Source organism: Nocardia sp. NPDC052254 (genome assembly GCF_040679495.1).
In the GTDB taxonomy this organism is placed as follows: Bacteria; Actinomycetota; Actinomycetes; order Mycobacteriales; family Mycobacteriaceae; genus Nocardia.
Genome location: NZ_JBFAUW010000003.1, coordinates 587,543 through 613,180, shown reverse-complemented (window position 1 = coordinate 613,180; position 25,638 = coordinate 587,543). Strand labels below are relative to the sequence as shown.

General features: G+C 68.4%; 22 protein-coding genes and 2 pseudogenes. 15 read left to right on the top strand and 9 right to left on the bottom strand.

The window, feature by feature from the left end; all coding sequences use genetic code 11:
* Positions 1–46 precede the first annotated feature (46 nt).
* The 13 genes and pseudogenes from hpnC (at position 47) to AB0L57_RS11420 (ending at position 16,801) form a co-directional block, all read left to right on the top strand.
* A complete protein-coding gene (hpnC, locus tag AB0L57_RS11480; protein WP_364960218.1) occupies positions 47–901 on the top strand; it encodes a squalene synthase HpnC in 855 nt (284 codons plus the stop codon).
* A 2-nt stretch (positions 902–903) separates the two neighbouring features.
* Positions 904–1,803, top strand: a complete 900-nt coding sequence (gene hpnD / locus AB0L57_RS11475) for a presqualene diphosphate synthase HpnD (protein WP_364960588.1) — start codon at positions 904–906, stop codon at positions 1,801–1,803.
* Positions 1,800–3,263: a hydroxysqualene dehydroxylase HpnE gene (gene hpnE, locus AB0L57_RS11470; protein WP_364960215.1), complete on the top strand. Its 1,464-nt coding sequence runs from the start codon at positions 1,800–1,802 to the stop codon at positions 3,261–3,263. Before hpnD ends, hpnE begins: the two co-directional genes overlap by 4 nt.
* Positions 3,260–4,276 (top strand): polyprenyl synthetase family protein, encoded by a 1,017-nt coding sequence (locus AB0L57_RS11465; RefSeq protein WP_364960213.1) that lies wholly within the window; start codon positions 3,260–3,262, stop codon positions 4,274–4,276. Before hpnE ends, AB0L57_RS11465 begins: the two co-directional genes overlap by 4 nt.
* 2 nt (positions 4,277–4,278) lie before the next feature.
* On the top strand, positions 4,279–6,390 hold the full coding sequence (gene shc / locus AB0L57_RS11460) for a squalene--hopene cyclase (protein ID WP_364960210.1): 2,112 nt from the start codon (positions 4,279–4,281) through the stop codon (positions 6,388–6,390).
* A gap of 508 nt (positions 6,391–6,898) precedes the next feature.
* Entirely contained in the window at positions 6,899–7,870 is a 972-nt protein-coding gene (gene ispH / locus AB0L57_RS11455; protein WP_364960586.1) for a 4-hydroxy-3-methylbut-2-enyl diphosphate reductase, read from the top strand.
* A complete protein-coding gene (gene hpnH, locus AB0L57_RS11450) occupies positions 7,871–8,872 on the top strand; it encodes an adenosyl-hopene transferase HpnH (protein WP_364960207.1) in 1,002 nt (333 codons plus the stop codon). It abuts the gene before it with no gap.
* A gap of 35 nt (positions 8,873–8,907) precedes the next feature.
* A complete protein-coding gene (locus tag AB0L57_RS11445; RefSeq protein WP_364960205.1) occupies positions 8,908–10,701 on the top strand; it encodes a 1-deoxy-D-xylulose-5-phosphate synthase in 1,794 nt (597 codons plus the stop codon).
* A pseudogene (locus AB0L57_RS11440) lies at positions 10,698–11,081 on the top strand (flavodoxin-dependent (E)-4-hydroxy-3-methylbut-2-enyl-diphosphate synthase); the annotation flags it as partial. The gene AB0L57_RS11445 and the pseudogene AB0L57_RS11440, both read left to right, overlap by 4 nt.
* 183 nt (positions 11,082–11,264) lie before the next feature.
* Positions 11,265–13,421: an iron uptake transporter permease EfeU gene (gene efeU, locus AB0L57_RS11435; RefSeq protein ID WP_364960203.1), complete on the top strand. Its 2,157-nt coding sequence runs from the start codon at positions 11,265–11,267 to the stop codon at positions 13,419–13,421.
* 25 nt (positions 13,422–13,446) lie between these two features.
* Complete coding sequence (gene efeB / locus AB0L57_RS11430) at positions 13,447–14,682, top strand: iron uptake transporter deferrochelatase/peroxidase subunit (protein WP_364960200.1); 1,236 nt, start codon at positions 13,447–13,449, stop codon at positions 14,680–14,682.
* Positions 14,683–14,719: 37 nt separating this feature from the next.
* Positions 14,720–15,415, top strand: a complete 696-nt coding sequence (locus tag AB0L57_RS11425) for a hypothetical protein (RefSeq protein ID WP_364960197.1) — start codon at positions 14,720–14,722, stop codon at positions 15,413–15,415.
* A gap of 57 nt (positions 15,416–15,472) precedes the next feature.
* A complete protein-coding gene (locus AB0L57_RS11420) occupies positions 15,473–16,801 on the top strand; it encodes an MFS transporter (protein ID WP_364960194.1) in 1,329 nt (442 codons plus the stop codon).
* Positions 16,802–16,828: 27 nt separating this feature from the next.
* On the opposite strand, the gene rlmN is transcribed toward AB0L57_RS11420, so the two are convergent.
* Positions 16,829–17,938, bottom strand: coding sequence for a 23S rRNA (adenine(2503)-C(2))-methyltransferase RlmN (rlmN, locus tag AB0L57_RS11415; RefSeq protein WP_364960192.1), 1,110 nt, complete (start codon positions 17,936–17,938; stop codon positions 16,829–16,831).
* A gap of 125 nt (positions 17,939–18,063) precedes the next feature.
* Here rlmN and AB0L57_RS11410 point away from each other — a divergent pair, with 125 nt between their 5' ends.
* Positions 18,064–18,420, top strand: a complete 357-nt coding sequence (locus tag AB0L57_RS11410) for a LapA family protein (protein ID WP_364960189.1) — start codon at positions 18,064–18,066, stop codon at positions 18,418–18,420.
* Here AB0L57_RS11410 and AB0L57_RS11405 read toward each other — a convergent pair.
* The 7 genes from AB0L57_RS11405 to AB0L57_RS11375 form a co-directional block, all read right to left on the bottom strand.
* A complete protein-coding gene (locus AB0L57_RS11405; protein ID WP_364960584.1) occupies positions 18,417–19,304 on the bottom strand; it encodes a phosphatidate cytidylyltransferase in 888 nt (295 codons plus the stop codon). The two genes, AB0L57_RS11410 and AB0L57_RS11405, sit on opposite strands and share 4 nt — an antisense overlap.
* 96 nt (positions 19,305–19,400) lie before the next feature.
* Positions 19,401–19,958 (bottom strand): ribosome recycling factor, encoded by a 558-nt coding sequence (frr, locus tag AB0L57_RS11400; protein WP_364960187.1) that lies wholly within the window; start codon positions 19,956–19,958, stop codon positions 19,401–19,403.
* Between the two features lie 66 nt (positions 19,959–20,024).
* Complete coding sequence (pyrH, locus tag AB0L57_RS11395; RefSeq protein ID WP_358203039.1) at positions 20,025–20,759, bottom strand: UMP kinase; 735 nt, start codon at positions 20,757–20,759, stop codon at positions 20,025–20,027.
* Between the two features lie 316 nt (positions 20,760–21,075).
* Entirely contained in the window at positions 21,076–21,900 is an 825-nt protein-coding gene (tsf, locus tag AB0L57_RS11390; protein WP_364960184.1) for a translation elongation factor Ts, read from the bottom strand.
* A gap of 124 nt (positions 21,901–22,024) precedes the next feature.
* On the bottom strand, positions 22,025–22,897 hold the full coding sequence (gene rpsB / locus AB0L57_RS11385) for a 30S ribosomal protein S2 (protein ID WP_364960181.1): 873 nt from the start codon (positions 22,895–22,897) through the stop codon (positions 22,025–22,027).
* A gap of 269 nt (positions 22,898–23,166) precedes the next feature.
* Positions 23,167–23,535 carry a DUF202 domain-containing protein gene (locus AB0L57_RS11380; RefSeq protein WP_364960178.1) on the bottom strand — a complete coding sequence of 123 codons (369 nt, stop codon included), beginning with the start codon at positions 23,533–23,535 and terminating at the stop codon, positions 23,167–23,169.
* A complete protein-coding gene (locus AB0L57_RS11375; protein WP_364960582.1) occupies positions 23,532–23,831 on the bottom strand; it encodes a DUF202 domain-containing protein in 300 nt (99 codons plus the stop codon). Before AB0L57_RS11375 ends, AB0L57_RS11380 begins: the two co-directional genes overlap by 4 nt.
* Before the next feature lie 511 nt (positions 23,832–24,342).
* Between AB0L57_RS11375 and AB0L57_RS11370 the strand changes: the two are divergent.
* A pseudogene (locus AB0L57_RS11370) lies at positions 24,343–24,798 on the top strand (M23 family metallopeptidase); the annotation flags it as partial.
* A 36-nt stretch (positions 24,799–24,834) separates the two neighbouring features.
* Here AB0L57_RS11370 and AB0L57_RS11365 read toward each other — a convergent pair.
* Positions 24,835–25,596: a siderophore-interacting protein gene (locus AB0L57_RS11365; protein ID WP_364960176.1), complete on the bottom strand. Its 762-nt coding sequence runs from the start codon at positions 25,594–25,596 to the stop codon at positions 24,835–24,837.
* Between the last annotated feature and the right edge of the window lie 42 nt (positions 25,597–25,638).

Here is a 25,638-nt window from a genome sequence, read left to right as displayed (position 1 = left end):
TCGCGGGTTGAAGATTTGAGCCCGGTGGAGCGTTCACCATCGAATCATGGACGCAGCGACAGCCCCGGCCCGCTGGCTGCGGGCCCGCGAAAAGGATGAGAACTTCCCCGTCGCGCTGCGCTGGTTGCCGCGCGAACCACGCCGCCATCTGCACGCGGTCTACGCCGCCACCAGACTAATCGACCAAATCGGCGACGAAGCCCCCGGCGATCGTGTGTCGCAGCTGGTGGCGCTGCGGGCGGAGCTGGCCGGGTTGTGGCACGGCAACGCACCCGCCGATCCGATCCTGCAGATGCTCGCCCCGACGGTGACGGCCTGCGATCTGCCACAGGTGGCATTCGAAGAGCTGGTCGAGGCCAATCTGATCGATCAGCGGGTCGGCCGCTACGCCACCTTCGACGATCTGCTGGGCTACTGCCGGTTGTCGGCGAATCCGGTGGGTCGTTTGGTCCTCGCGGTATTCGATCAGTCCACGCCGGAGAACGTCGCGCTGTCGGATCAGGTGTGTTCGGCGCTGCAGGTGCTCGAACACTGCCAAGACGTCGCCGAGGACCTGGCGGCCGACCGTATCTACCTACCGCAACTCGACCTCACCGAGGCCGGAGTGGCCGAAGCGAGCCTGGCCACCGGTGGACCGGGCGATCCGGCCTGCCGTGCCGTGATCCTGACCCAGGTCGACCGCTGCGAGGCGCTGCTGGACGCGGGTCCACCGCTGGTGGCACGGCTGACCGGATGGGCGCGGATCGCCGTGGCCGGATACATCGCGGGCGGCTGCGCGACCGCGCGTGCGTTGCGGACCGCCGAGGGCGATGTCTGGAGCCGGCCCGTGCGTCCCCGGCACGTCGACACCGTGGCCTCGATGGTCACCCTGCTGGGTAAAGCGACGGTGGTGCCGCAGTGAGCATCGCCGCCGCACCCACCACCGAGCAGGCATACACGACCTGTGAGCAGATCACCCGCACCGAGGCCAAGAACTTCTACTACGGCATCCGGCTGCTGCCCCCGCCGAAGCGCGCGGCGCTGTGTGCGCTGTACGCGCTGGCCCGGCGCATCGACGACATCGGTGACGAACAGGGCGAACTCGCCGTCAAGACGGAGGGATTGACCCTGCTGCGCAAGGAATTGGACCGGGTCGCCGGTGGTGCGGGCACCGACGACCCGGTGCTGTTCGCGGTCATCGACGCCGCCCGCCGGTATCCGGTCCCGATGGGCGCCTTCGGTGAACTGATCGACGGTGTGCAAGCCGATGTCGACGGTGTCACCTACGCCGACTTCGACGAATTGACCCACTACTGCCGATGCGTGGCCGGTGCGGTCGGCCGGCTGTGCCTGTCCATCTTCGGTTCGAGTGGCGATCCAGCCGCGCCGGTGTATGCCGATCAGCTCGGAATCGCCCTGCAGCAGACCAATATCCTGCGCGACATCCGCGAGGATCTGATCAACGGCCGGGTGTATCTGCCGACCGACGATCTGCGCCACCACGGCGTCCGGCTCGAACTCGATGCCACCGGCGCACTCGACGATCCCGACGGCGGGCTCGCGGCCCTGATCCGCGCGGCCACCGAACGCGCGGAGAACTGGTACTGCCTCGGCCTGCGGCTGGTTCCGCATCTGGACGGCCGCAGTGCCGCGTGCTGTGCGGCCATGGCCGGTATCTACCGACGACTCAATGCGCGCATCCACGCGAATCCGGTTGCCGTCTACGATCGCCGGCTGTCGCTGAGCGGGCGGGAGAAGACCCGCGTGGCTTCCGGTGCGCTGCTGCAGTACTCGATGGCGACGCTGGGGCGGGGCTCCCGATGACGACACCGGTGGCCGTGGTGGGCGGTGGTCTCGCGGGGATCACCGCGGCCCTGCGCTGCGCGGACGCCGGATATTCCGTGCGGCTGTTCGAATCCCGGCCCTGGCTGGGCGGGCTGACCCATTCGTTTCCCCGGGGCGAACTGTGGGTGGACAACGGGCAGCACGTCTTCCTGCGGTGCTGTGCGCGATATCTCGCACTCCTGGACCGGCTGGATGTCCGAGATTCGGTGTTTGTGCAATCGCGACTCGACATTCCGGTGTCCGGTGGCGGTCGCACGGGACGACTGCGGCGGCTGCCGCTACCGGCGCCGCTGCATTTGAGCCGGGCCCTGCTGCGCTATCCGTGGTTGTCGCCCGGCGCGCGGCTGCGATTCGTCCGGGCGGCTCTTGCCCTGCGGGCGGTGGACTCCGGCGATCCCCGCACCGACGCCGCGTGTTTCGGGGACTGGCTGCGCGCACACGGTCAGCATCAGGACGCGATCGACAGTCTCTGGGATCTGGTCGGAATCGCCACCCTCAACGCCCGCGCCGATGATGTATCACTGGCACTGGCGGCCACCGTTTTCCGGATCGGCCTGCTCACCGAGTCCGACGCGGCAGATATCGGCTGGTCACGGATTCCGTTGCGGCAGTTGCACGGTGAGGCCGCGCGCGCCGCGCTCACCGCCGCCGGCGTGACGGTGACGCATGAGAAGGTCACGGCCATCCACTACGGGGCCGAGGGGTGGTCGCTGCGTGCCGGGGGCAGCGAGTTCATCGCCGACGCCGTCGTCTCCGCGGTGCCCGCGGCCGCGGCGCGGTCGCTGCTGCCCGCCGACGCGGTCGACCTGCCCGCGAATTGGGCCGAGGCGCTGGGGAGTTCCCCGATCGTCAACATCCACGTCGTCTACGACCGCCCGGTGATGCGCGAACCACTGCACGCCGGCATCGGCACGGTGGTCCAGTGGGTGTTCGACCGGACCGCCGCATCGGGACTGGCCACCGGGATGCCCGTGGGGCGCACCGGCGGTGCCCCCGCGGCGCCGCACTCGCGCGGCACGGTCCCCGGGGGCGCGCAGTATCTGGCCGTATCGGTTTCCGCCGCGGACGAATTCATCGATCGCCCGGTCGCCGACCTGCGCCGAGATTTCCTGCCCGCGCTCGAACACATGTTTCCCACCGCCCGCGACGCGCGAGTGGTCGACTTCTTCGTCACCCGCGAACCCCATGCGACCTTCCGCCCGGCACCGGGTACCGCGCGGCTGCGCCCGCCCGCGGCGACCGGGCTGCCCGGTCTGGTACTGGCCGGGGCGTGGACCGACACCGGCTGGCCGGCCACGATGGAAGGAGCTGTCCGCAGTGGTGAATCCGCTGCGGCAGAGGTCATTTCACATCTGGCGGGCATCGCGCCCCGCAGCGGCACCGGCAGGCAGGCAGACACACCCCAACCCCGCACGCGGATATCGGAGGTGATCAGATGACGGTAACCACCCTGTCCACGGTCGATGCCGACGGCGATGCCGTCCGGTCGGCGCTGTTCGACGCTGTCGGACGGCTCGACCACGCGATCCGGCCGGTTGTTGCCTATCACCTCGGCTGGTGCGACGAGCACGGCCGGACCGTGACGGCGGACAGCGGCAAATCGGTCCGGTCGCGGCTGGCCATGCTGGCCGCGCGCGCCGCCGGGGGCGACGAACGCCGCGCGGTCCCCGGAGCCGTGGCGGTCGAACTGGTGCACAACTTCTCCCTCGTGCACGACGATCTCATGGACCGCGACGCCACCCGCCGCCATCGGCCCACGGTGTGGGCGGTGTGGGGGGATGCGGTGGCCGTGCTGGCCGGGGACGCGATGCTGTCGCTGGCCCACGAGGTGCTGCTCGAATCGGGTTCCCCGCAGGCCGTTCCCGCCGCACTGCTGGTCGGCCGGGCCACCCAGGACCTGATCCGGGGTCAGGCCGCCGATGTGGACTTCGAGCGCCGCAACGACGTTCGCCTCGCCGAGTGCGTCGACATGGCCGCCGGGAAGACCGCGGCACTGCTGTCGGCGAGCGTGGCGGTCGGCGCCGTCCTGGCCGAGGCGCCGCCGGTCACCGTGAGCGCGCTGCAGACCTACGGTTCCGAGATCGGGCTGGCCTTCCAGCTGGTCGACGATCTGCTCGGCATCTGGGGCGATCCGGAGGTCACCGGCAAACCGGTGTTCTCGGATCTGCGCTCGCGCAAGAAGTCGCTACCGGTGACGTGGAGCCTGGAATCCGGGCGCCCCGCCGGTCGCGCGCTCGCACAGTGGCTGGCGCAGAGCGGAGACCCCGCCGAATCCGAACTGCGCGCCGCCGCGGACATGGTCGAGACCGCGGGCGGACGACGCTGGGCACGGGCCGAGTCCGGCCGCCGGGTGCGGGCCGCACAGCGCGCACTCGACAGTGCCGCCATCGATCCCCGCTACCGCCGGGAACTGCATCGCCTGGCGGATTTCATCGTCGAACGGAGTGCATAGGTATGACAGTCACCCACACCGGCAAGGCGGCGCGGCGCCCGGCGGCGGCCGAATCTCCCGGCGCCGGAGTCGATCTGGCGGCGGTGGCCGCGGCCACCGCCGCGGCGGTCGGGTCGCTGCGCTCGTCCCAGCACGAACAGGGCTGGTGGAAGGGCGAATTGGCCACCAATGTGACGATGGACGCCGAGGATCTGCTGTTGCGGGAATTCCTGGGCATCGCCACACCCGAAGTGACCGTCCCGGCCGCGCGATGGATTCGATCGCAACAACGCGCCGACGGCACCTGGGCCACCTTCCACGACGGCCCCGGCGATCTGTCCACCACCGCCGAGGCTTGGGTGGCGCTGCGGCTGGCCGGCGACGATCCGGCCGCTCCGCACATGCGCGCGGCCGCCGAGTTCGTCCGCGCCGGCGGCGGTATCGAGGCGAGCCGGGTGTTCACCCGGATCTGGCTGGCGCTGTTCGGACTGTGGTCCTGGGACGATCTGCCGAATCTGCCACCGGAACTGATCCTGTTCCCGTCCTGGTTCCCGCTCAACATCTACGACTGGGGTTGCTGGGCGCGCCAGACGGTGGTTCCGCTGACCGTCGTCGCGACCCTGCGGCCGTGCCGTCCGCTGCCGTTCGGCATCGACGAACTGCGCACCGGTTCCGGTCCGGAACCGCACGCGTCGATCACCACGCTGGCCGGTGTCTTCCAGCGCGTCGACACCGTGCTGCACGCCTACGCCAAACTGCCACGCAATGTCGTGCGCGAGCATGCGATGCGCCGCGCCGCCGAATGGATCCTGGCCCGCCAGGAGGCCGACGGCGGCTGGGGCGGAATCCAGCCACCGTGGGTGTATTCGCTACTGGCACTGCACCTTCAGGGCTACTCCCTGGATCACCCGGCGATGCGCGCGGGCATCGAGGGGCTGGACGGCTTCGTGGTGCGCGAACAGACACCGGACGGCGAGGTGCGCCGCCTCGAGGCCTGCCAGTCCCCGGTGTGGGACACCGCGCTGGCCACCGCCGCACTGCTGGATGCCGGTGTGGCCCGCGATGATCCGGCCGTTCTGCGAGCCACCGATTGGCTGCTGGGTGAGCAGATCACCGCTGGTGGCGACTGGCAGGTGCGGCGCCCGGGGCTCGAGCCCGGCGGGTGGGCGTTCGAATTCGCCAACGACGTCTATCCCGATACCGACGACACCGCCGAGATCGTCATCGCGCTGCACCAGGTTTCCCATCCGGATCCGGACCGCGTGCACGCGGCGGTGCAGCGCGCGGCGCGCTGGACGACCGGGATGCAGTCCGCCGACGGCGGCTGGGGCGCCTTCGACGCCGACAACACCTCGGTGCTGCCGACCAAATTGCCGTTCTGCGACTTCGGCGCGGTCACCGATCCCCCATCGGCCGATGTGACCGCCCACGTGGTGGAGATGCTGGCGGTGCTGGGCCGCGGACGTGAGCGCGAATGCCGCCGCGGTGTGCGCTGGCTACTCGACCATCAGGAAGCCGACGGCTCCTGGTTCGGACGCTGGGGCGCCAATCACATCTACGGCACCGGCGCGGCGGTTCCCGCACTGGTCGCGGCCGGGGCGAGCCCGCGGTCGACGGCGATTCGGGCGGCGGTGCGCTGGCTGGAGGACCGGCAGAATCCCGACGGCGGCTGGGGTGAGGATCTGCGCTCCTACCGCGAACCCGAATGGATCGGACGCGGTGAGTCGACACCGTCGCAGACGGCCTGGGCGCTGCTGGCGCTGCTGGCCGCCGAGGAGCACGACTCCCCCGCCACACAGCGCGGGATCGCCTGGCTGGTGGACACCCAGCGCCCCGACGGCGGCTGGGACGAGGACCATTTCACCGGTACCGGATTCCCGGGCGACTTCTACATCAACTACCACCTGTATCGGCTGGTGTTCCCGGTGTGGGCACTGGGCCGGTATCTGCGGCGGCAGGTTCCGGCGGTACCGGATGCCCCGACGGCATCGGCATCGGCGACGGCAACGGCATCGAACGGCAACGGGCACAGCACCCACCGCAGCCGCGGCAACGGCGCGGGTACCCCCGGCGGCACGGGAGCCCGGCTCACTTCGTCGCCCGGCGCCGACACCGCCCGGCGGGACGGGAGCTGACGGTATGACGCGGTCCGGAATCGTCTGCGCCCCATTGCGGTCGGAATGGGCCGCTCTGCGCGGTGCCATGTCGGCTCCCGTGGTGCGCACGGGCCGCGGGCCACGACGCCGCCACGACGACGCCGCCGCGGGCCCGCTCGCGGTGGCGGGGGTCGCCGGTGCGCTGACCCGAGATCTGCGCCCCGGGGATCTCGTGGTGGCCGACGAGATTCGCCGCGACGGTTCCGCATTGTCCAGCCCGGCCGCGGTGTTGCTGCACGGTGAGCTGCTCCGGCTCGGGTTGCCCGCGCGGCTGGGACCGGTGTTCTCGGCCGAGCGCGTCGTCAGCGGGCGGGCCCGCGCCGAGCTCGCGGATTCCGGTGCGCTCGCGGTGGACACCGAGACCGCATTCCTCGCCGCCGATGCTCCGACCGGAACAGCCGTCGCGGTCCGGGCGATCGTCGACACCCCCGACGCCCCGCTCCTGCGCCCCGGCACGGTACGTCGCGGAATTCGCGCCCTGCGCGCGCTGCGAGCGGCGGCGCCGGCGCTGGACCGATGGTCGACGGCGACCGGCGAGCGCGAGATACTTCTCGCCGGGCCGCGGTCGTTCTGTGCCGGAGTGGAACGCGCGATCGAGATCGTCGAACAGGCCCTGCACCGGTACGGCGCACCGGTCTACGTACGACGCCAGATCGTGCACAACACCCACGTGGTGCACGGATTGTCCGGGCGTGGAGCGGTTTTCGTCGAGGAGATCGACGAGGTTCCGGAGGGTGCCGTGGTGGTGCTGGCCGCGCACGGGGTGACACCGGAGGTCCGTCTTCAGGCGCAGCGCCGGTCGCTGCGGGTGGTCGACGGCACCTGCCCGCTGGTGTCGAAGGTGCATGCCGAGGTCCGCAAGTTCGCCGCGGCCGGCAAGACGGTCTTCCTGATCGGGCACGCCGATCACGAGGAAGTCGTGGGGACCCGTGGTGAGGCACCCGGTGATGTGCTGGTGGTCGCGGATCCCGAAGCCGCCGAGCGCGTTACTCCGCCGGACCCCGAGCAGGTCGCCTACGTCATGCAGACGACGCTGGCGCTCGCCGAGGCCGAAGCCACCGCCGCCGTACTGCGGCAACGATTTCCGGCCCTTGCCGCGCCCCGCAAGGACGACATCTGTTACGCCACCACCAATCGCCAGCACGCCGTGCGCGACATCGCGCGGGAGTCGGATCTGGTGCTCGTGCTGGGTTCGCGCAATTCCTCCAATTCGCTGCGGCTGGCCGAGGTCGCCGCGACCGAAGGGGTACCGGCGCAGCTGGTGGAGGACGCCGGTGAGGTCGAGCTGAGCTGGCTGGCCGGAACTCGCCGCATCGGCGTGACGGCCGGCGCCTCGGCCCCGCCCCAACTGGTCCACGACCTGGTCGACGCCCTGTCCGGGCTGGGTTCCGTTCAGGTTCGCGACATCACCGTGACCGAAGAAAATGTTCGATTCAACCTGCCTCGGGAGGTGAGCTGAATGGCCATGCCATTCCGTCAATCCGTGCGTCTGGGAGCGTATCTCGCCAAGCAGAAACTGCTGCGGCGCGAGAAGTTCCCCATCCTCGTCGAACTGGAGCCGCTGTTCGCGTGCAACCTGGCCTGTGCGGGCTGCGGCAAGATCCAGCATCCACACACCCTGCTCAAGCAACGCATGCCGGTGGAGCAGGCGGTCGGCGCGATCGAGGAGTGCGGCGCACCGATGGTCTCCATCGCCGGCGGGGAGCCATTGATGCATCCGCAGATCGACGAGATCGTGCAACAACTGCTGGACCGCAACAAGATCGTGTTCCTGTGTACGAACGCGGTACTGCTACCCAAACATCTGCACAAGTTCACCCCGCACCGCAATTTCGCGTGGATGGTGCATCTGGACGGTCTGCGCGAACGCCACGACGCCTCGGTCTGCAAGGACGGGGTGTTCGATCAGGCGGTGGCCGCGGTCCGGCAAGCCAAGGCCGCGGGTTTCCGGGTGATGTCGAACACCACCTTCTTCGATGTGGATTCGCCACAGGACGTGATCGATGTTCTGGACTACCTCAACGACGAACTCGAGATCGACCATATGCAGATCGCGCCGGGATACGCCTACGAGAAGGCGCCCGACCAGGAGCACTGGCTCGGGGTGCGCGAGACCCACGAGCTGTTCGCCAAGGCGTTCGCCGACGGGCGACGCAAGAAATGGCGGCTCAACCACTCTCCGCTCTATCTGGATTTCCTGGAGGGCAAGGTCGATTTCGGCTGCACCGCGTGGGCCATCCCGTCCTACTCGCTCAAGGGCTGGCAGCGGCCGTGCTATCTGCTCGACGACGGCTACGCGGCCAGCTACCGGGAACTGATCGACGACACCGATTGGGGCGCCTTCGGCCGCGGTAACGATCCGCGATGCTCGAACTGCATGGCGCACTGCGGATATGAGCCGACCGCGGTGGTCGCCACCCTGGGCTCGTTGCGGGAGACCATCCGCGCCGCGGCCGGCTGACTCGGATTCCGACATCCCAGGAAGGTGAGCACGCCATGAAATCCGCACCAGGCCGGCCGGACCCGTTCGCCGCCTTCACCGGTCCCGACGCGCTCGCGGCGGTGCCGGAGGCCGAACTGCCCGCGCTGGCCGGACGATTACGTGCACGGCTCATCGAGACGGTCACCGGCACCGGCGGCCATCTGGGCGCCAGCCTGGGAACAGTCGAAATGACCATCGCACTGCATCGGGTGTTCCGCTCGCCCGCCGATGTTCTCGTATTCGACACCGGACATCAGAGCTATGCGCACAAATTGCTCACCGGCCGATCGCACGCGTTCGACACGCTGCGCCAGGCCGGTGGCGTGGCCGGATATCCCAATCGCGCGGAATCCGCGCACGACTGGGTGGAGAATTCGCACGCCTCGGTGAGCCTGGCCTGGGCCGACGGTATCGCCAAGGCCTTCGAGCTGCGTGGCGAGCACGATCGCCGGGTGGTGGCGGTGATCGGGGACGGCGCCCTGACCGGCGGTGTCGCCTGGGAGGGATTGAACAATCTCGGTTCGGCCGGACGACCGGTCGTGGTGGTACTCAACGACAACGGGCGATCCTACGATCCGACCGTGGGTGCGCTCGCGAAGCATCTGGGCGCACTGCGTGATCGGAGCTCGGATGGCGGAAATATCTTCGGCACCTTGGGGTTCGGCTATATCGGCCCGGTCGATGGGCACGACATCGGTGCGATGTGCACGGCGTTGCGCGAGGCCGCGGTGGCGCCGGGACCGGTCGTCGTCCACGCGATCACGGCGAAGGGCCGTGGCTTCGGGCCGGCCGAGGCCGATGAGGCCGACCGCATGCACGCCTGCGGTGTGATCGACCCGGTGACCGGTTCTCCGCGCAAACCAGCCGCCCCGACCTGGACGGATGTGGTGGAGTCGGAATTGGCCGACATCGCCCGCGCCCACCCGGAGGTGGTGGCCCTCACCGCGGCGATGCGACTGCCCACCGGGCTCGGTGCATTCTCCCGGTCGGCGCCGGAGCGGGTCTTCGATTCCGGTATCGCCGAACAGCATCTGCTGGCCTCGGCCGCGGGGCTGGCCGCGGCGGGTATGCACCCGGTGGTCGCGGTGTACTCGACCTTCCTCAATCGCGCGATCGACCAGGTGCTGCTCGATATCGCCCTGCACGAATTGCCGGTCACGCTGGCGCTGGACCGGGCCGGGATCACCGGACCGGACGGCCCCAGCCATCACGGAATGTGGGATCTGGCATTGCTCACCTGCGTTCCCGGTATGCGGATCGCCTGTCCGCGGGACCCCCAACGAGTGCGCGATCTGCTCCGCGAGGCCGTGGAGACCGCCGGGCCGACGGCCGTGCGCTATCCGAAAGCCACTGCCGGGGAGGATATTCCGCAACTGACCCGGATGGACGGGATGGATATCCTGCATCGCGGCCCGCACCGGCCCCTGGATGTCCTGCTGGTGTCGGTGGGGCCGATGGCATCGGCCTGCCTGCGCGCTGCGGAACTGCTGGCAGACAACGGTTTCGGCGCCACGGTCGTGGATCCCCGCTGGGTGTGGCCGATCAATCCGGGCCTGCCCGCCATCGCGGCGCGGCATCGGCTGACGGTCTGTGTGGAGGACGGCGTCGCGGCCAACGGGATCGGCGCGCATCTGGCCCGGACGATCGCGAGCGACGGCGGCACCACCCCGGTACGGGCGCTGGGGCTGCCCACCCGGTTCATCTCCCACGCCTCCCGCGACCGGATTCTCGCCGAATGCGGGCTCGACGCGCAGGGTATCGCCGCCGCCTGCATCCAGTGGCTGCCGGCCGAGGAGCGGATCCCATGACCGCCGTCTCGCTGTCGGGACCCTCGACGCCCGCGCTGCGGCCACGCGGGCCCAGCCGCCGTCTCCAGATCGGTTCGGTGCCGGTCGGCGGGGGCGCGCCGATCTCGGTGCAGTCGATGACCACCACCGTCCCCGCCGATGTCGAGGCCACCGTGCAGCAGATCGCCGAATTGACCGCTGCCGGTTGCGATATCGTGCGTATCGCGATGCCCTCGCAAAACGATTGCGACACCCTGCCCACCATCGCGCGCCGGGCCGCAATACCGGTCATCGCCGATATCCATTTCAATCCGCGCCACGTCTTCGCCGCCATCGGTGCCGGAGTGCGAGTGAACCCGGGCGATATCCGCAAGTTCGACGACAAGGTGCGCGAGTTCGCGGCCGGGGCGGCGTGTTCGGCCTGACCACAAGGGTCGAGGAGGCGATCGCATTGGTCGACAACGCCGGCGACTCCGGCGACCCATCAGGACAATAGGTACATATCCCCCCACCTGCGCAGATGATCGCAAACTACGCGCAGGCAGGATTGGACCTGCACTATAGGTATGCCTTACCTTTGGACGGTGAGCTGGGCCGAGGCTGTACCCAATCTGCTGATCTGCCTGCGGGAGGGCCTCGAGGCGGGCCTCGTGGTGACGATCCTGCTGGCCGCCGTGCGCAAGACGTCTTCGCCCGAACGCCCGGTCTCCTCGACACCGGTGTGGCTGGGCCTGCTCGGTGCGGTCTCGGTCGCGGCGAGTTTCGCGGCGGTCCTCACCTACTCCACCAGCGTGCTGTCGAATTCCGGGCAGGAAATCGTCGGTGGCGTGCTGAGCGTGATCGCCGTGGGCCTGGTCACCGCGATGGTCTTCTGGATGCGGCGGACCGCGGCCTCGCTGTCGGGACATCTGCGCGGTGAAGTCGCGCGAGCCACCGCGATCGGCGCGGGTGCGCTGGCTGTCACGGCGTTCATGGCCGTCGGTCGCGAAGGCCTGGAATCGACGTTGTTCGTCTGGACCGCGGTCAAGGCCTCCGGCACCACCGTCGCCCCACTGATCGGCGCCGCTCTCGGCTTCGCGGCCGCGGTGGTGCTGTGCTGGCTGCTGTACCGGCAATCGGTGAAGCTCAATCTGGGCGTGTTCTTCAACCGCACCGCGTTGGTGCTGATCGTCATCGCCGCGGGTGTGCTGTCCTACGGTCTGGGCGATCTGCAGGACGCGGGCATTCTGCCGGGGCGGCACTGGGTGGCCTTCGACCTGTCGGCCCATGTCGACCCGAATTCGTGGTGGGTCTCGATCATCACCGGCATCACCGAACTGACCCCGCGCATGACCGTCCTGCAGGTCGTGGCCTGGGTGGTGTACCTGGCCGTGGTCATCCCCCTGTTCGTGCGCGCCGGGCGCACCGCACCGGCGAAGCCCGCACCGGCCACTGCCGCGATCACCGCGGCGGCGCCGACCAGCGGCTCGGGTGCGTCGGCGTCGGAGCCGGTCGCCCGGCCCGCGGCAGCTGCCGTACCAGCGGCACAGACCGACGCCACGCCAGCTCCGGACTGGTGGGAGCGAATCGCCGGCCCGCGCCCGGTGCTGGTCGGCGCCGTACTCGTCCTGGTTCCCGCGGTGGCGGCAGGTGTCGCGATCGCGCTGCTGCCGTCGAGTGCGTCGGGTTCCATCCAGGCCGTATCGGTCACCGATTCCTCATGCGCGTCCGAATGGAAGTCCGCCGCCGCGGGGACCCGCACCTTCGCGGTGGAGAACAAGACCTCCAAGGCCGGTGAGATCAATCTGGTGAACTCCGGTGGTGCGGTGGTCGGCGAGATCGAGACGATCGGCCCGGCCACCACCGCCGATCTCACCGCGACCCTGAACAACGGCAGCTACACCATCCAATGCCTGATGTCGGGCAAGCCGGTGACGTCCTCGGCCGCGGTGCAGGTGACCGGCCAGGTGGGCGATGCTCCCCCGCCGGTCAAACGCGTCACCGAGGACGATCTGCGCGGTCCCAACGATGCGTATCAGGCCTACGCTTCCGGCGTACTGACCCGGCTCGCGGGCGCGGTCAGCGCGCTGGGCAACAGTCTGCGAGTCGGCAATATCGCTGCTGCGCAATCGGATTGGCTGATCGCGCAGCAGGAGTGGGAACGAGTGGGCGCCTCCTACAACAGTTTCGGGGAGGCCGGGACGGCGGTCTCCGGTCTGCCCGATGGCCTGCCCGGCGGTGTGAACGATCCCGGATTCACCGGTCTGCATCGGCTGGAATACGGCCTGTGGCACGGCCAGCGGCCCGAGCAGCTGCTGCCCGTCATCGACCGGCTCGGCGGCGATATCGAGAACATCCGCAAGAATCTGGGCAGCGACGATCTGGCCGGTGATCCGAAGAATCTGCCGCTGCGTGCCCACGAGATCCTGGAAGACGCCCAGCGCGACCACATTTCGGGTATCGACGATCAGGGCGCCGGTGCCGCCTATCCGATGACGCAGGCCGATATCGATGTCACCCGCGTGGTGCTCGATCAGCTCGCACCCCTCATCGACCCACGAGCGCCCGAACTGCGTGCCGCGCTGCGCACCCGCCTCGACGAGCTGCAGGCCGCCCTGGCCGCCACCTCGGATCACGGCCACCAGCGGCCTCCGGCGCAGACACCGCAGGCCGCGCGCCAGGCGGTGAATGCCCGCCTCGGTGCCGCCCTCGAGGAGCTCGCCCGGGTTCCTCGGTTGCTCGAAGTCCCCCTCACCCACTGACCGACCCGACCAGTAAGGCTTCACGATGAACGTCAGCCGCCGCCGCTTCCTCTCCGGCGCCGCCGCCGGTGCCGCCGGAACCGCGCTGACCGCAGGTGTTCTCGCCGAAGGCGTGCACCAGGATGCCGAGGCCGCGACGGCAGGGCAGCCCAGGGCCGAGTCGAGCTATCCGTTCCACGGCACCCACCAGTCGGGCATCCTCACCCCCGGCCCGGCCGCCAAACAGAACGCCGCCTGCTTCGCCGCCTTCGATGTCACCGCGGCGAACAAGAAAGAATTCGCCGAGGCGATGCGTACCCTCACCGCTCGTGCCCGGTTCCTCACCGCGGGCGGCACCCCACCCGATCTCGGACTGGGCGAACCCCCTTCCGACAGTGCGGTTCTCGGCCCCGAGGTGATCGCCGACGGATTGACCGTCACCACCGGTGTGGGATCGAGCCTGTTCGACGGTCGCTTCGGTCTGGCGGCGCTGAAACCGGCTCGGCTCACCCCGATGCGGACGTTCCCCAACGACACCCCCGATCCACGCTGGATGCACGGCGATCTGCTGATCCAGCTGTGCGGCCACCACCCCGACACCGTGCACCACGCGCTGCGCGACATCACCCGCCAGACCCGCGGCGCACTGCAGCTGCGCTGGAAGATCGACGGCTACAACTCACCGCCGCGCCCCTCGGGTACCGGGCGGAATCTGCTGGGCTTCAAAGACGGTACGGCCAATCCCACCGGCTCCGAGGCCGAATCGCTGATCTGGAGCACCGGTGACGGTGAGCCCGAATGGGCCCGCGGCGGCACCTACCAGGTGGTTCGACTCATCCGCATGCTGGTCGAATTCTGGGATCGGGTCTCGATCAACGAGCAGGAGAACATGTTCGGCCGCCGCCGCGACTCCGGCGCCCCGCTGGACGGCAACGCCGAATTCGACACTCCGGACTATCCGGCCGACCCCGAGGGTTCGGTCATCCCGCTGGATTCCCATATCCGCCTGGCCAATCCGCGTACCCCCGAGACGGCCCGCCAGCAACTCGTGCGCCGCTCCTACAATTACGACCTCGGCGTGGAACCCAACGGTAATATGGCCACCGGCCACATCTTCACCTGCTTCCAGCAGGATGTGGTGCGTCAGTTCGAGGCCATCCAGACCCGCTTGATCGACGAACCGCTCACCGACTACGTCCAGCCCTTCGGCGGAGGCTACTTCTTCGCCCTGCCGGGCGTACTCGACGAAAAAGACTGGTACGCACGGGGATTGCTGAGCTGAGGCCGACACCGGCCCGGCCGATCAGGGAGGTCGTTCGATGTCCGACGCCGAGGCCGACGGCCGGTTCGATCTGCTGCTGTGCCGGATGTTCCCACTGGCGTTCGCCCCTGCCGGCGCGCCCCAAGTACGGGGTGTGGTCCGCGCGGGCGCCGGGCACGCCCGGATCGTGGTCTCGCCCGAGACGGCGACGGCGTCAGCGATCGCGGTCGATTACGAACTGAGTCCGGCCGCGAGCCGGTCCCTCGATGTCACCGGCGCCGTCGATCACGCGCAGTTCACCGTCGCCCCCGCCGCCGCGCGGTTGTCGGCGGCCAATCGACATGGGCCGCGGGACAGCCACGGCAACATCGTCCTCGCCGCGGTCGATACCGGATTCGACTACAGCGCACAGGCCGATGCCGGTGACCAGCCCGTGTTCGGCCTGTTCGATCCACTGACCGGCGGCGGCCTGCCCTGGTTCGCCGACGACTACACCTTCGCCGGGTTCCTCTACATCGACGCCGACACCTGCCGCATCTATCTCCGTGTCACCGGCACCGACCGCACGTACGGTATCGACCTGGCCGTCGGCGGCCCGGCGGGCTACTCCCACCTCGCTTCGGCGCTGGCGCCGCTGGCACAGACAGGCGACCTCGTCCGCCGACCGGTCGTCGACGACACCGACGACTACTGTGACGCCGTCGTGGATCCGCGCGCCCGGACGGGGCCGGCCGGGCCGGTGCCACCGCACTGAGCCTCACCCACGACCGGTGGATGTGCGGCCCGACCCGATTTGACTGCCCGACACCGAATGCGAAGAGTACGACAGGTGCCCGCCGATATCGCCACCATGACAGTCCGCAAGGTGACGATTCGGCTGGTGCCGTTCCTGTGCCTGCTGTATTTCGTCAATTATCTGGACCGGGTGAACGTCGGGTTCGCGGGACCCAGCGGTATGAAGTCCGATCTCGGAATGTCGGAGACGGTGTTCGGATTCGCCTCGGGCATCTTCTTTCTCGGCTACCTGGTGCTGGAGGTGCCGAGCAATCTGGCGCTACACCGGTTCGGTGCCCGGCGCTGGATCGCGCGGATCCTGCTCACCTGGGGCATCATCGCCACCGCAATGGCCTTCGTGCCCAACGACACCGCGCTGATCGTGCTGCGCTTCCTGCTCGGCGTGGCCGAGGCCGGATTCTTCCCGGGCATCCTGCTGTATCTGACCTACTGGTTTCCGCAGCGGTACCGGGCTCGCATCGTCGCGCTGTTCATGACCGCGGTTCCCCTGTCGACGGCGCTCGGATCCACGCTGTCGAGCCTGATCATCCAGTACGGGGACAATGTTTTCGGGCTCAGCGGCTGGCGGTTCATGTTCCTCGTCCAGGGCCTGCCGGCGCTGCTGCTCGCGGTCGCGACCTGGTTCTACCTCACCGACCGGCCGGAGCGGGCGCGATGGCTGTCGGCCGAGGAAAGAACCTGGCTGGCAACCGAACTCGCCGATGAGCAGCGATCGGTGGAGCGGACCGAGCACTGGTCGGTCCGCCGATCCCTCACCCACCCCCGCATTCTCGGACTCGCCGCCATCTATGCCGGCATCGTCTACGGTCTCTATGCCCTCGGCTTCTTCCTGCCCACCATCGTGGCCGGATTCCAGCAGCAGTACGGTACCCACTATTCGGTGGTCCAGCGCGGTCTGATCACCGCGATCCCCTATGTGATCGGCGCGGTGGCGATGGTGTGGTGGGGCCGTCACGGCGACCACACCGGCGAACGTCGATGGCATGTGGCCCTGCCCGCCGTGATCGGCGGCCTCGCCATCCCGATCGCGCTGTACCTGAACAATCCCTTCGCCGCCATGACCGCCGTCACGGTCTGCGCGGTGGGCGTACTCGCCGCCCTCCCCACCTTCTGGGCCCTGCCCAGCACCTTCCTGTCCGGCGCCGCCGCAGCCGGTGGCATAGCCCTGATCAACTCCCTCGGCAACATCAGTGGCTTCGCCGCGCCCTACATCACCGGCTGGCTCGCCGACCTGACCGGGACTCAGCGCGCGGGACTGTGGGTGGTGGGGGTGTCGATGGTCCTGGCGGGGTTGGGAGTGTTCGGGTTGCGGTCCCGGACAGTCGATCCGAAATCCCTTGTGTAACGGCCCTTCCGGCGCACCGGCACGGGATCATCCCTCGGCGGCCAGCTGACCACAGGCCGCGGCGATCTCCTGACCACGGGTGTCGCGCACCGTGCACGGAACGCCCTGCGCCTCGACGCGGCGGACGAATTCCCGCTCGACGGGTTTCGGCGAGGCATCCCACTGGGACCCCGGGGTGGGATTCAGCGGGATCAGATTCACGTGCACGCGAGAGCCGAGAGCCTTGTGCAGCTTCTTGCCGAGCATGTCGGCACGCCACGGCTGGTCGTTGATGTCGCGGATCAACGCGTACTCGATCGACACCCGCCGACCGGACTTGTCCGCGTAATAGCGCGCGGCGTCGAGGACTTCGGCGACCGGCCAGCGATTGTTGACCGGTACCAGGGTATCCCGGAGTTCGTCGTCCGGAGTGTGCAGGGAGACAGCGAGAGTCACCGAGAGGTCCTCGTCGGCGAGTTTGCGGATGGCGGGGGCCAGGCCGACGGTGGAGACCACGACACTGCGCTGCGAGATGCCCAGTCCGTCCGGTGCCGGGGAGGTGATGCGCCGCACCGCGTTCACCACTCGTTTGTAGTTGGCCAGCGGCTCGCCCATGCCCATGAACACGATATTCGACAGCCGGCCCGTCCCTCCGGCGACTTCACCGTCGCGCAGGGCCGCGGCGGCGGCGCGGACCTGGTCGACGATCTCCGCGGTGGACAGGTTCCGGTTCAGGCCGCCCTGGCCCGTCGCGCAGAACGGGCACGCCATACCGCAGCCCGCCTGACTCGAGATACAGAGCGTGTTGCGGTCGGTATAGCGCATCAGCACGCTCTCGAGCAGCGTGCCGTCACCGGCCCGCCAGAGGGTCTTGCGCGTGGTGCCGTCATCGCACACGACCTGACGTACCTCGGTCAGCAGTGGCGGGAACAGCGCGTCCGCGACCCGGTCGCGCATCGGCTCCGGCAGATCGGTCATCTTGCGCGGATCGGCCTGCAGTCGCCCGTAGTACTGGCGCGCGATCTGGTCGGCGCGGAACTTGGGCAGGCCGAGCTCCTCGACCGCCGCACGACGCTGCGCCGCGTCCAGGTCGGCGAGATGGCGCGGCGGCATGCCACGGCGCGGAGCATCGAAAACGAGCGGGAGGGAGGTAGTCATAACCCTTCCAGTGTCCCATCGGATCGAGGTGAGCGGACGCGCGGGCCGAGATAGCCGGATCACAGTTCCGCCGAGCCCTGGCCGATGCGCGTGCACGAGCCATAGCAATCAGGAATGATTGAGATATGACCAGCGACGCAGTTTCGCATCCCGGACAGGATCCGGTACCGCACGGCGAGCCGCTCGAGCCTCCTCGTGTCGACACTCCGCCGTCGACCAGACCCGTCAAGGGTAACCGCGCGCTGAAGACCCGCGCCGGTTATGCCTGGGTGACCCTGGTCGCAGCGGCAATCATCGGCATCCTGCTGTTGATCTTCATCCTCCAGAACCTGGACCAGGTGCGCATCCATCTGTTCTTCTGGGAGTTCAACATGCCGCTCGGGGTGACCCTGTTGCTGTCGGTGATCGCCGGAGCGCTGGTGATGGCCCTGGCCGGCGGCTGGCGGATCCTCCAGTTGCGCCGGGTGGCCAAACGCCGCTAGAGCAGAGCGGTCAGCACCAGCCAGGAGACGAACGCCGAGGGCAGCATCGAGTCGAGCCGATCCATGATGCCGCCATGCCCGGGCAACAGCGTTCCCATGTCCTTGATGCCCAGTTCTCGTTTGATCTGGGATTCGATCAGATCACCGCCGGTCGCCACCAGCACGACGGCGACACCGAGCAGTACGCCGATCATCGAATTGGCCTGCAACAGCAGCGTCACCGTCAGCAGACCGCCGATGATGCAGAACACCAGCGACCCGCCGAAACCCTCCCAGGATTTCTTCGGGCTGATCGCGGGCACCATCGGGTGGCGGCCGAAGAGCACGCCGGCGACATATCCGCCGACATCGGAGCAGACCACCAGAATCATGAAGGTCAGCACCCGCAGATTGCCGTCGTGCTGCTGCAGCATCAGCACCGCGAACGAGGCCAGCAGCGGAATCCACGACACCACGAACACGGTGATCGCGGTGTCGCGCAGGAAGTTTCGTGGCGTGGCCGACAGTCCGTGATCGAACAGCCGCCACGCCATACACACCAGCGCGGTGCCCGCGAACGCACCCGCGACCCCCTGGGCACCGCAGGGCCAGGCCAGCCATATCATCGCCTGGCCACCGACCAGCAGCGGAATCCGCGGGACGAGAACCTCGGCCTCACGCAAGCGCTTGGCGACCTCCCAGGTCGCGACGGCCATGGCGACCGCGATGACTCCGATGAGCACCTTCGGAACGAACAGCAATATCGCGATCAGCGAGGCACCGAGGCCGATACCCACCGCCAGGGCGGCCGGTAAATTACGGCCCGCGCGGGAGGACTTACCGCTCGGCTCCGCCGAGGGCGTGTCGGAAGCCGGTGTTTCACCGGCCGGGTCGCTCACCGGCATCGACTCGCCGGCTGCGGCTTCTTCGGCCACGATTGTCCCGTCGCTCACTTTGTTCGTCCACTCCGTCCCGTCTCCCCGCCCCGCCGGGGCCGAGTCTCATACCTCGAGCAGTTCGGATTCCTTGTGCTTGACCAGCTCATCGATCTGGGCAACATACTTCTGGGTGGTCTTGTCCAATTCCTTCTCGGCGCGACCGACCTCGTCCTCGCCGGCCTCCCCGTCCTTCTGGATCCGGTTCAGCTCGTCCATCGTCTTGCGCCGCACGTTGCGGATCGCGATCTTGGCGTCCTCACCCTTGGACTTCGCCTGCTTGACCAGTTCGCGGCGGCGCTCCTCGGTCAGCTGCGGAACCATCACCCGGATGACGTTGCCGTCGTCGGTCGGATTCACACCCAGATCGGAGTTGCGGATCGCGGTCTCGATGGTCTTCAACTGCGCCTGCTCATAGGGCTTGATGACGACCATTCGCGGCTCCGGCACGGTGATGCTGGCCATCTGCGTGATCGGCGTCGGCGAACCGTAGTACTCCGCGACCACCCGGTTGAACATTCCCGGGTTGGCACGGCCGGTCCGGACGGATCCGAGGTCGTCCTTCGCCACCGCGACAGCCTTCTCCATCTTCTCCTCGGCGTCGAAGAGCGTTTCATCAATCACGACCGTTTCCTCCACAGCATCGTTTCGGGGGCCCGGAATTCGCGAGGACCGCTCCCCCCGCCGGATTCAGGACCGAACCAGTGTGCCGATCTTCTCACCGGCCACCGCACGGGCGATATTGCCCTTGGTCAACAAATTGAACACCAGCATCGGCATCTGGTTGTCCATACACAAACTGAACGCGGTCGCATCGGCCACCTTCAGCCCGCGCTCGAGCACTTCCTTGTGAGTGACCTCGGAGAACATGGTCGCCTCGGAGTCCACCTTGGGATCGGCGGTGAACACCCCGTCCACGGCCTTGGCCATCAGCACCACCTCGGCGCCGATCTCCAGCGCACGCTGCGCCGCCGTGGTGTCGGTGGAGAAGTACGGCATACCCATGCCGGCACCGAAGATCACCACCCGGCCCTTCTCGAGATGCCGCTTCGCACGCAGGGGCAGATACGGCTCGGCGACCTGTCCCATGGTGATGGCGGTCTGCACCCGGGTGTCCACCCCTTGCTTCTGCAGAAAGTCTTGCAGCGCAAGGCTGTTCATCACGGTGCCGAGCATACCCATGTAGTCGGAGCGAGCCCGCTCCATACCGCGTTCCTCGAGTTCGGCGCCGCGGAAGAAATTTCCGCCACCGATGACGACCGCCACCTGCACGCCGGTCGAAACCACCTCGGCGATCTGCTCGGCCACGGTCTGGACCACATCCGGGTCGAGCCCGACCTCGCCACCGCCGAACATCTCCCCACCCAGTTTGAGGAGTACGCGGCGAAAGCCCTTGCGGTCGGGCGCCGTATCCGGGTCCGTCATCGGTCTCCTAGTTGTCGGCTGTCGAGCGAGCGTACGCACGGGAATTCACCATCCCGGGGCGCGATTGTTCGCGCGGGACGGTAACACGCTGCATCCATCCTGCACCACCGGCGGACCTGCCGATGATCCGACCCTCGATTATCCGATTCCGGCGGCCCTGGTCACCGGCGAGCGTCTCCGATCCCGTCCCGGCGATACCGTGGCCGCATCCGGTGGTGCCGACCGCATCGTCCCGACCGGTTGCCATGGCTGAACCGCACGCCAAAAAGCCCCTGGCACAACAGAATTCGTTGCGCCAGGGGCCCTCTGCGGCTGATCAGGCCTGACCGACCTCGAAGCGGGCGAAGCGGGTGATGGTGACACCGGCATCGTCCAGCAGCTGCTTGACGGTCTTCTTGCTGTCGGTGACCGACGCCTGCTCCAGCAGGACGACGTCCTTGTAGAAGCCGTTCACGCGGCCTTCGACGATCTTCGGCAGGGCGCCCTCCGGCTTGCCCTCCTCGCGGGCGGTGGCCTCGGCGATACCGCGCTCCTTCTCGACCAGATCGGCCGGGACCTCGTCGCGGGTGACGTACTTGGCCTTCAGCGCGGCGACCTGCATCGCGGCCGCACGAGCGACCTCGGCGGCGGCGTCGCCCTCACCCTGGTACTCGACCATCACGCCGACGGCGGGCGGCAGGTCCGAAGACCGCTTGTGCAGGTAGGTTGCGACCGGGCCGTCGAAGGACACCACGCGGCGCAGCTCGAGCTTCTCGCCGATCTTGGCGGCCAGCTCCTGCACCACCTGGTCGGCGGTCCTGCCGTTGACGTCGACAGCCTTGAGCGCGTCCAGATCGGCCGGGCGCACCTTGGACGCGGCATCGACGATGTCACCGGCGGTGTTCTGGAACTCGTCGTTCTTGGCGACGAAGTCGGTCTCGGAGTTGAGCTCGATCATCACGCCGCTCTGCGCGGCGACCAGGCCCTCGGCGGTGGCGCGCTCGGCACGCTTGCCGACATCCTTGGCGCCCTTGATCCGCAGGACCTCGACGGCTTTGTCGAAATCGCCGTCGGTCTCCTCCAGGGCCTTCTTGCAGTCCATCATTCCGGAGCCGGTGAGCTCGCGGAGCCGCTTCACATCCTGGGCGGTGTAGTTCGCCATCGTGGCGAGCCTCCTCGAAAATTTGCGAAAGTGTGTCAGGTCTCTAGCACCACCATGCCGACCGCTTCCGAACAGGAAGGGCCGGCAAGGTGAACGGGACATCGCGGTGGGAAACCGCCGTGGATCAGAAGTCGGCCGGGGTCTTGGCGGCCGGTTCTTCCTTCAGCTCCGCCTCGGCTGCGGTCTCCGGAGCGGCAGCGGCCTCGCCACCCTCGGTGGCCGGGGTCGCCTGAGCCAGCAGCTCCTGCTCCCACTCGGCGAGCGGCTCGCCGGCGCCGGCTTCCGGCTTCACATCGCCGGTGGCACGGGCGGCACGGGCCTGCACACCCTCGGCGACCGCGGAAGCGACGACCTTGGTGAGCAGCGCGGCCGAGCGGATCGCGTCGTCGTTACCCGGGATCGGGTAGTCGACCAGGTCGGGGTCGCAGTTGGTGTCCAGGATCGCGATGACCGGGATGTTCAGCTTGCGAGCCTCGCCGACGGCGATGTGCTCCTTGTTGGTGTCGACGACCCAGATGGCCGAGGGAACCTTGGCCATGTCCCGGATACCGCCGAGGGTGCGCTCGAGCTTGTTCTTCTCGCGGGTCAGCATCAAGATTTCCTTCTTGGTGCGGCCCTCGAAACCACCGGTCTGCTCCATCGCCTCGAGTTCCTTCAGGCGCTGCAGCCGCTTGTGCACGGTCGAGAAGTTGGTGAGCATGCCACCCAGCCAGCGCTGGTTGACGTAGGGCATACCGACGCGAGTCGCCTCGGCCGCGATCGACTCCTGAGCCTGCTTCTTGGTGCCGACGAAGAGAACGGTGCCACCGTGGGCGACGGTCTCCTTGACGAACTCGTAGGCCTTGTCGATGTAGGTCAGCGTCTGCTGCAGGTCGATGATGTAGATGCCGTTGCGGTCGGTGAAGATGAACCGCTTCATCTTCGGGTTCCACCGCCGGGTCTGATGACCGAAGTGTGCGCCGCTGTCGAGCAGCTGCTTCATGGTTACGACAGCCATAGCCGCGTATCCGCCTTTCATATGCCGGTTGATGCAGAAACCGAGGGTCGATCTCTGCCCTGGCGTCCGTGGCCGCCGGACCTTCCGGAAAGAATTCGGGAGGACCAGCCGACGGCACCTTGATCGGACGCGCGAAGTCGATCCGCGTACAGCGAACCGCTCGGTCAGTCTACGACTCGCACCGTGCTGAACCTAAACGGGGTGGTCAGCGGACGGTTACCCCACGTTCACCGGCGTATGACGGGCTACCTGCCCGACCACAGCGCAGCTCACAGATGCCATCCGTGCCCGGGCTGCAGCAACCCCACCGCGGCGGCCAGCATCCCGACGACGGCGATCGCCGCGCTCACGGTCAGCATGGCGGCGGTCCCGTCCGACCACCCGGGCCGCCCTGGGTGGCGCAACGATCGGCTGCGCAGGACACAGACGACGGCCACGGCCGCAAGCACACCTGTCGACACCAGCGCGAGGACAAGGATCGCGGACTGCCCACGAGTCATGGCGACGTGCAGGAACAGCACCGCGGTGGCCATTGCGCCGACCGCGGTGCGCCACCACGCCAGCGCGGTGCGTTCGGCCTGCAGTCCCGGATCCCGATCCCGGGCCTCCGGCACCGAGGACTTCGCGGAACGGCTCATGACAGCAACAATCCGACACCTGCCAGCACCGCGATCACGGCGATACCGCCCGCGAGGATCGGGACCATGACGGTGTGCGGCAGTGGACGACCCGCGCGCATGGCCGCCTCGACCAGACGCCAGCGCCCGAAGGCGCCGACCGCGATGACGACCGCCAGCACGATGCAGCAGATCGCCAGCAGCGAGCGGATGTCGTGGTGCCCGAAGGGCTCCACCAGTTCGTGCACCGCCACCCCACCGGCCAGCAATCCCAGCGCGGTGCGGATCCAGGCCAGGAAGGTACGTTCCCCGGCCAAGGTGAAGCGGTAGTCGAGTTCGGGAGCCTCGGCGGAGGTATCGGCCGGAGAAGTGTCACGTGGACCGGATCCAGGCGACTCGGCACCGGGCGCAGACGCAGCCGCACCGCCTCCGGCGTGCGGCGATTCCCGCGCGGGCGCCGGATCCGGATCGGGAATCTCGGCGCTCACGAGCGATCCCGTCGGCGCATCGTCGCCGGAGTGGGACCGGGCGCGATCGCCGTGTCGTCCGGCGCTGTCGGCCGACCGCGACGAAAGACCTTGTGCGATGGCATATTTCGCGAACGGCGCGGGCGACCGGGCACTTCGACTGTCCGCAGTTGCGCGATCACTCGACGGTCACCTCCTTCGCGGCGTCGCCACCGGCTCGACACCGAGCACCCGACTCCGGCGGAACACGTCCTGTTCACATGCTTGCAGGTTGTCCACACTCGCCGATACCGATCTTTCCATGTCCGACGGCTCCGGCGAAGGTGGTCGCATGCGTTGGTTACCGGCGTTTCTGATGGTGATGGCGATCGCGGTCGCGACCTGGGGCACGACACCCGCGGGGGCGGCTCCACCCGGCGCATTCGATTGGCCACTGCATCCACGACCGCGAGTCGTACGCGGTTTCGACAAGCCCGAGCACGACTGGCTACCCGGACATCGCGGGGTCGACCTGGCGGGCGCGGCGGGTCAAAGCGTTCTGGCCGCGGGTGCGGGCATCGTCGTCTTCGCCGGCGAGGTCGGCGGCAAGCCGGTGGTGTCGGTCGATCACGAAGGCGGATTGCGAACCACCTACGAACCGGTCCGCGCGAGCGTGCCGACCGGCCGGCGGGTGGAACGCGGGACACCATTGGGAACACTGATGCCGGGACATCAGGGCTGCCCCGAAGCGTGCCTGCACTGGGGCCTACGACGGGGACGGGATCACCTCGACCCGCTGGGTCTCGTACGCCCGGCCCCCGTGCGGCTCAAACCCGTTCCGCCGCAGGCATCTCCGACAGCGGCGACCCCGATGTCAGGACGCCCCGGCCGCGGCCGCTTCCTTGTCGGACAGGTCCCGCTTCCACTGCCGGAAGCCCTCCTCGGTCCGCCCACGCCGCCAATATCCGGAGATGGAGGCCGAAGCCGCGGGCACACCGCGCTCGGTGCGGATGTAGCGGCGCAGATCGTGCATCACCCGATCGGCTTCGCCGTGGATGAAAACATGCACCCGGCCGGCCTCCCACGGCTCGGCCCGCACCGCCTCGGCCAGTGCCTCACCCGGTGCGCGGTCACCGCGATACACCCAGTCGAGCCGCACACCGGCGGGCCTCGGAAAGTCGAATTCATCGGCGGGACCGGTGATCTCGACGAACACCCGGCCCACCGCATCCTGCCGCAGGGCCGCACAGGCGGCCGCGATGGCGGGCAGCGCCGCCTCGTCACCCGCGAGCAGATGCCAGTCCGCCTCCGGATCCGGGGAGTAGGCGCCGCCCGGTCCGAACAATTCGATGGCGTCCCCCGGCTCGGCCGCGGCCGCCCACGGTCCCGCGACTCCTTCGTCACCGTGATAGACGAAATCGATCGCGATCTCGCGCGCTTCGGTGTCGATCGAGCTCACCGTATAGGTGCGCATGGTCTCCCCATCAGGGCCAGGGAAGAGCAGTTTGACATAGGCGTCGGTGAAACCGTTGGGCTGGAAGCCCTCGAAACCCGCACCACCCAGATACACCCGGATCAGATGGTCGGTCAGTCGTTGCGTGCGCCGGACCTCGAAGGCCAGCCGAGTACGAGCCACGATGCGATACCTCCAGAATTAGGATTACCTAACACAGCGTAA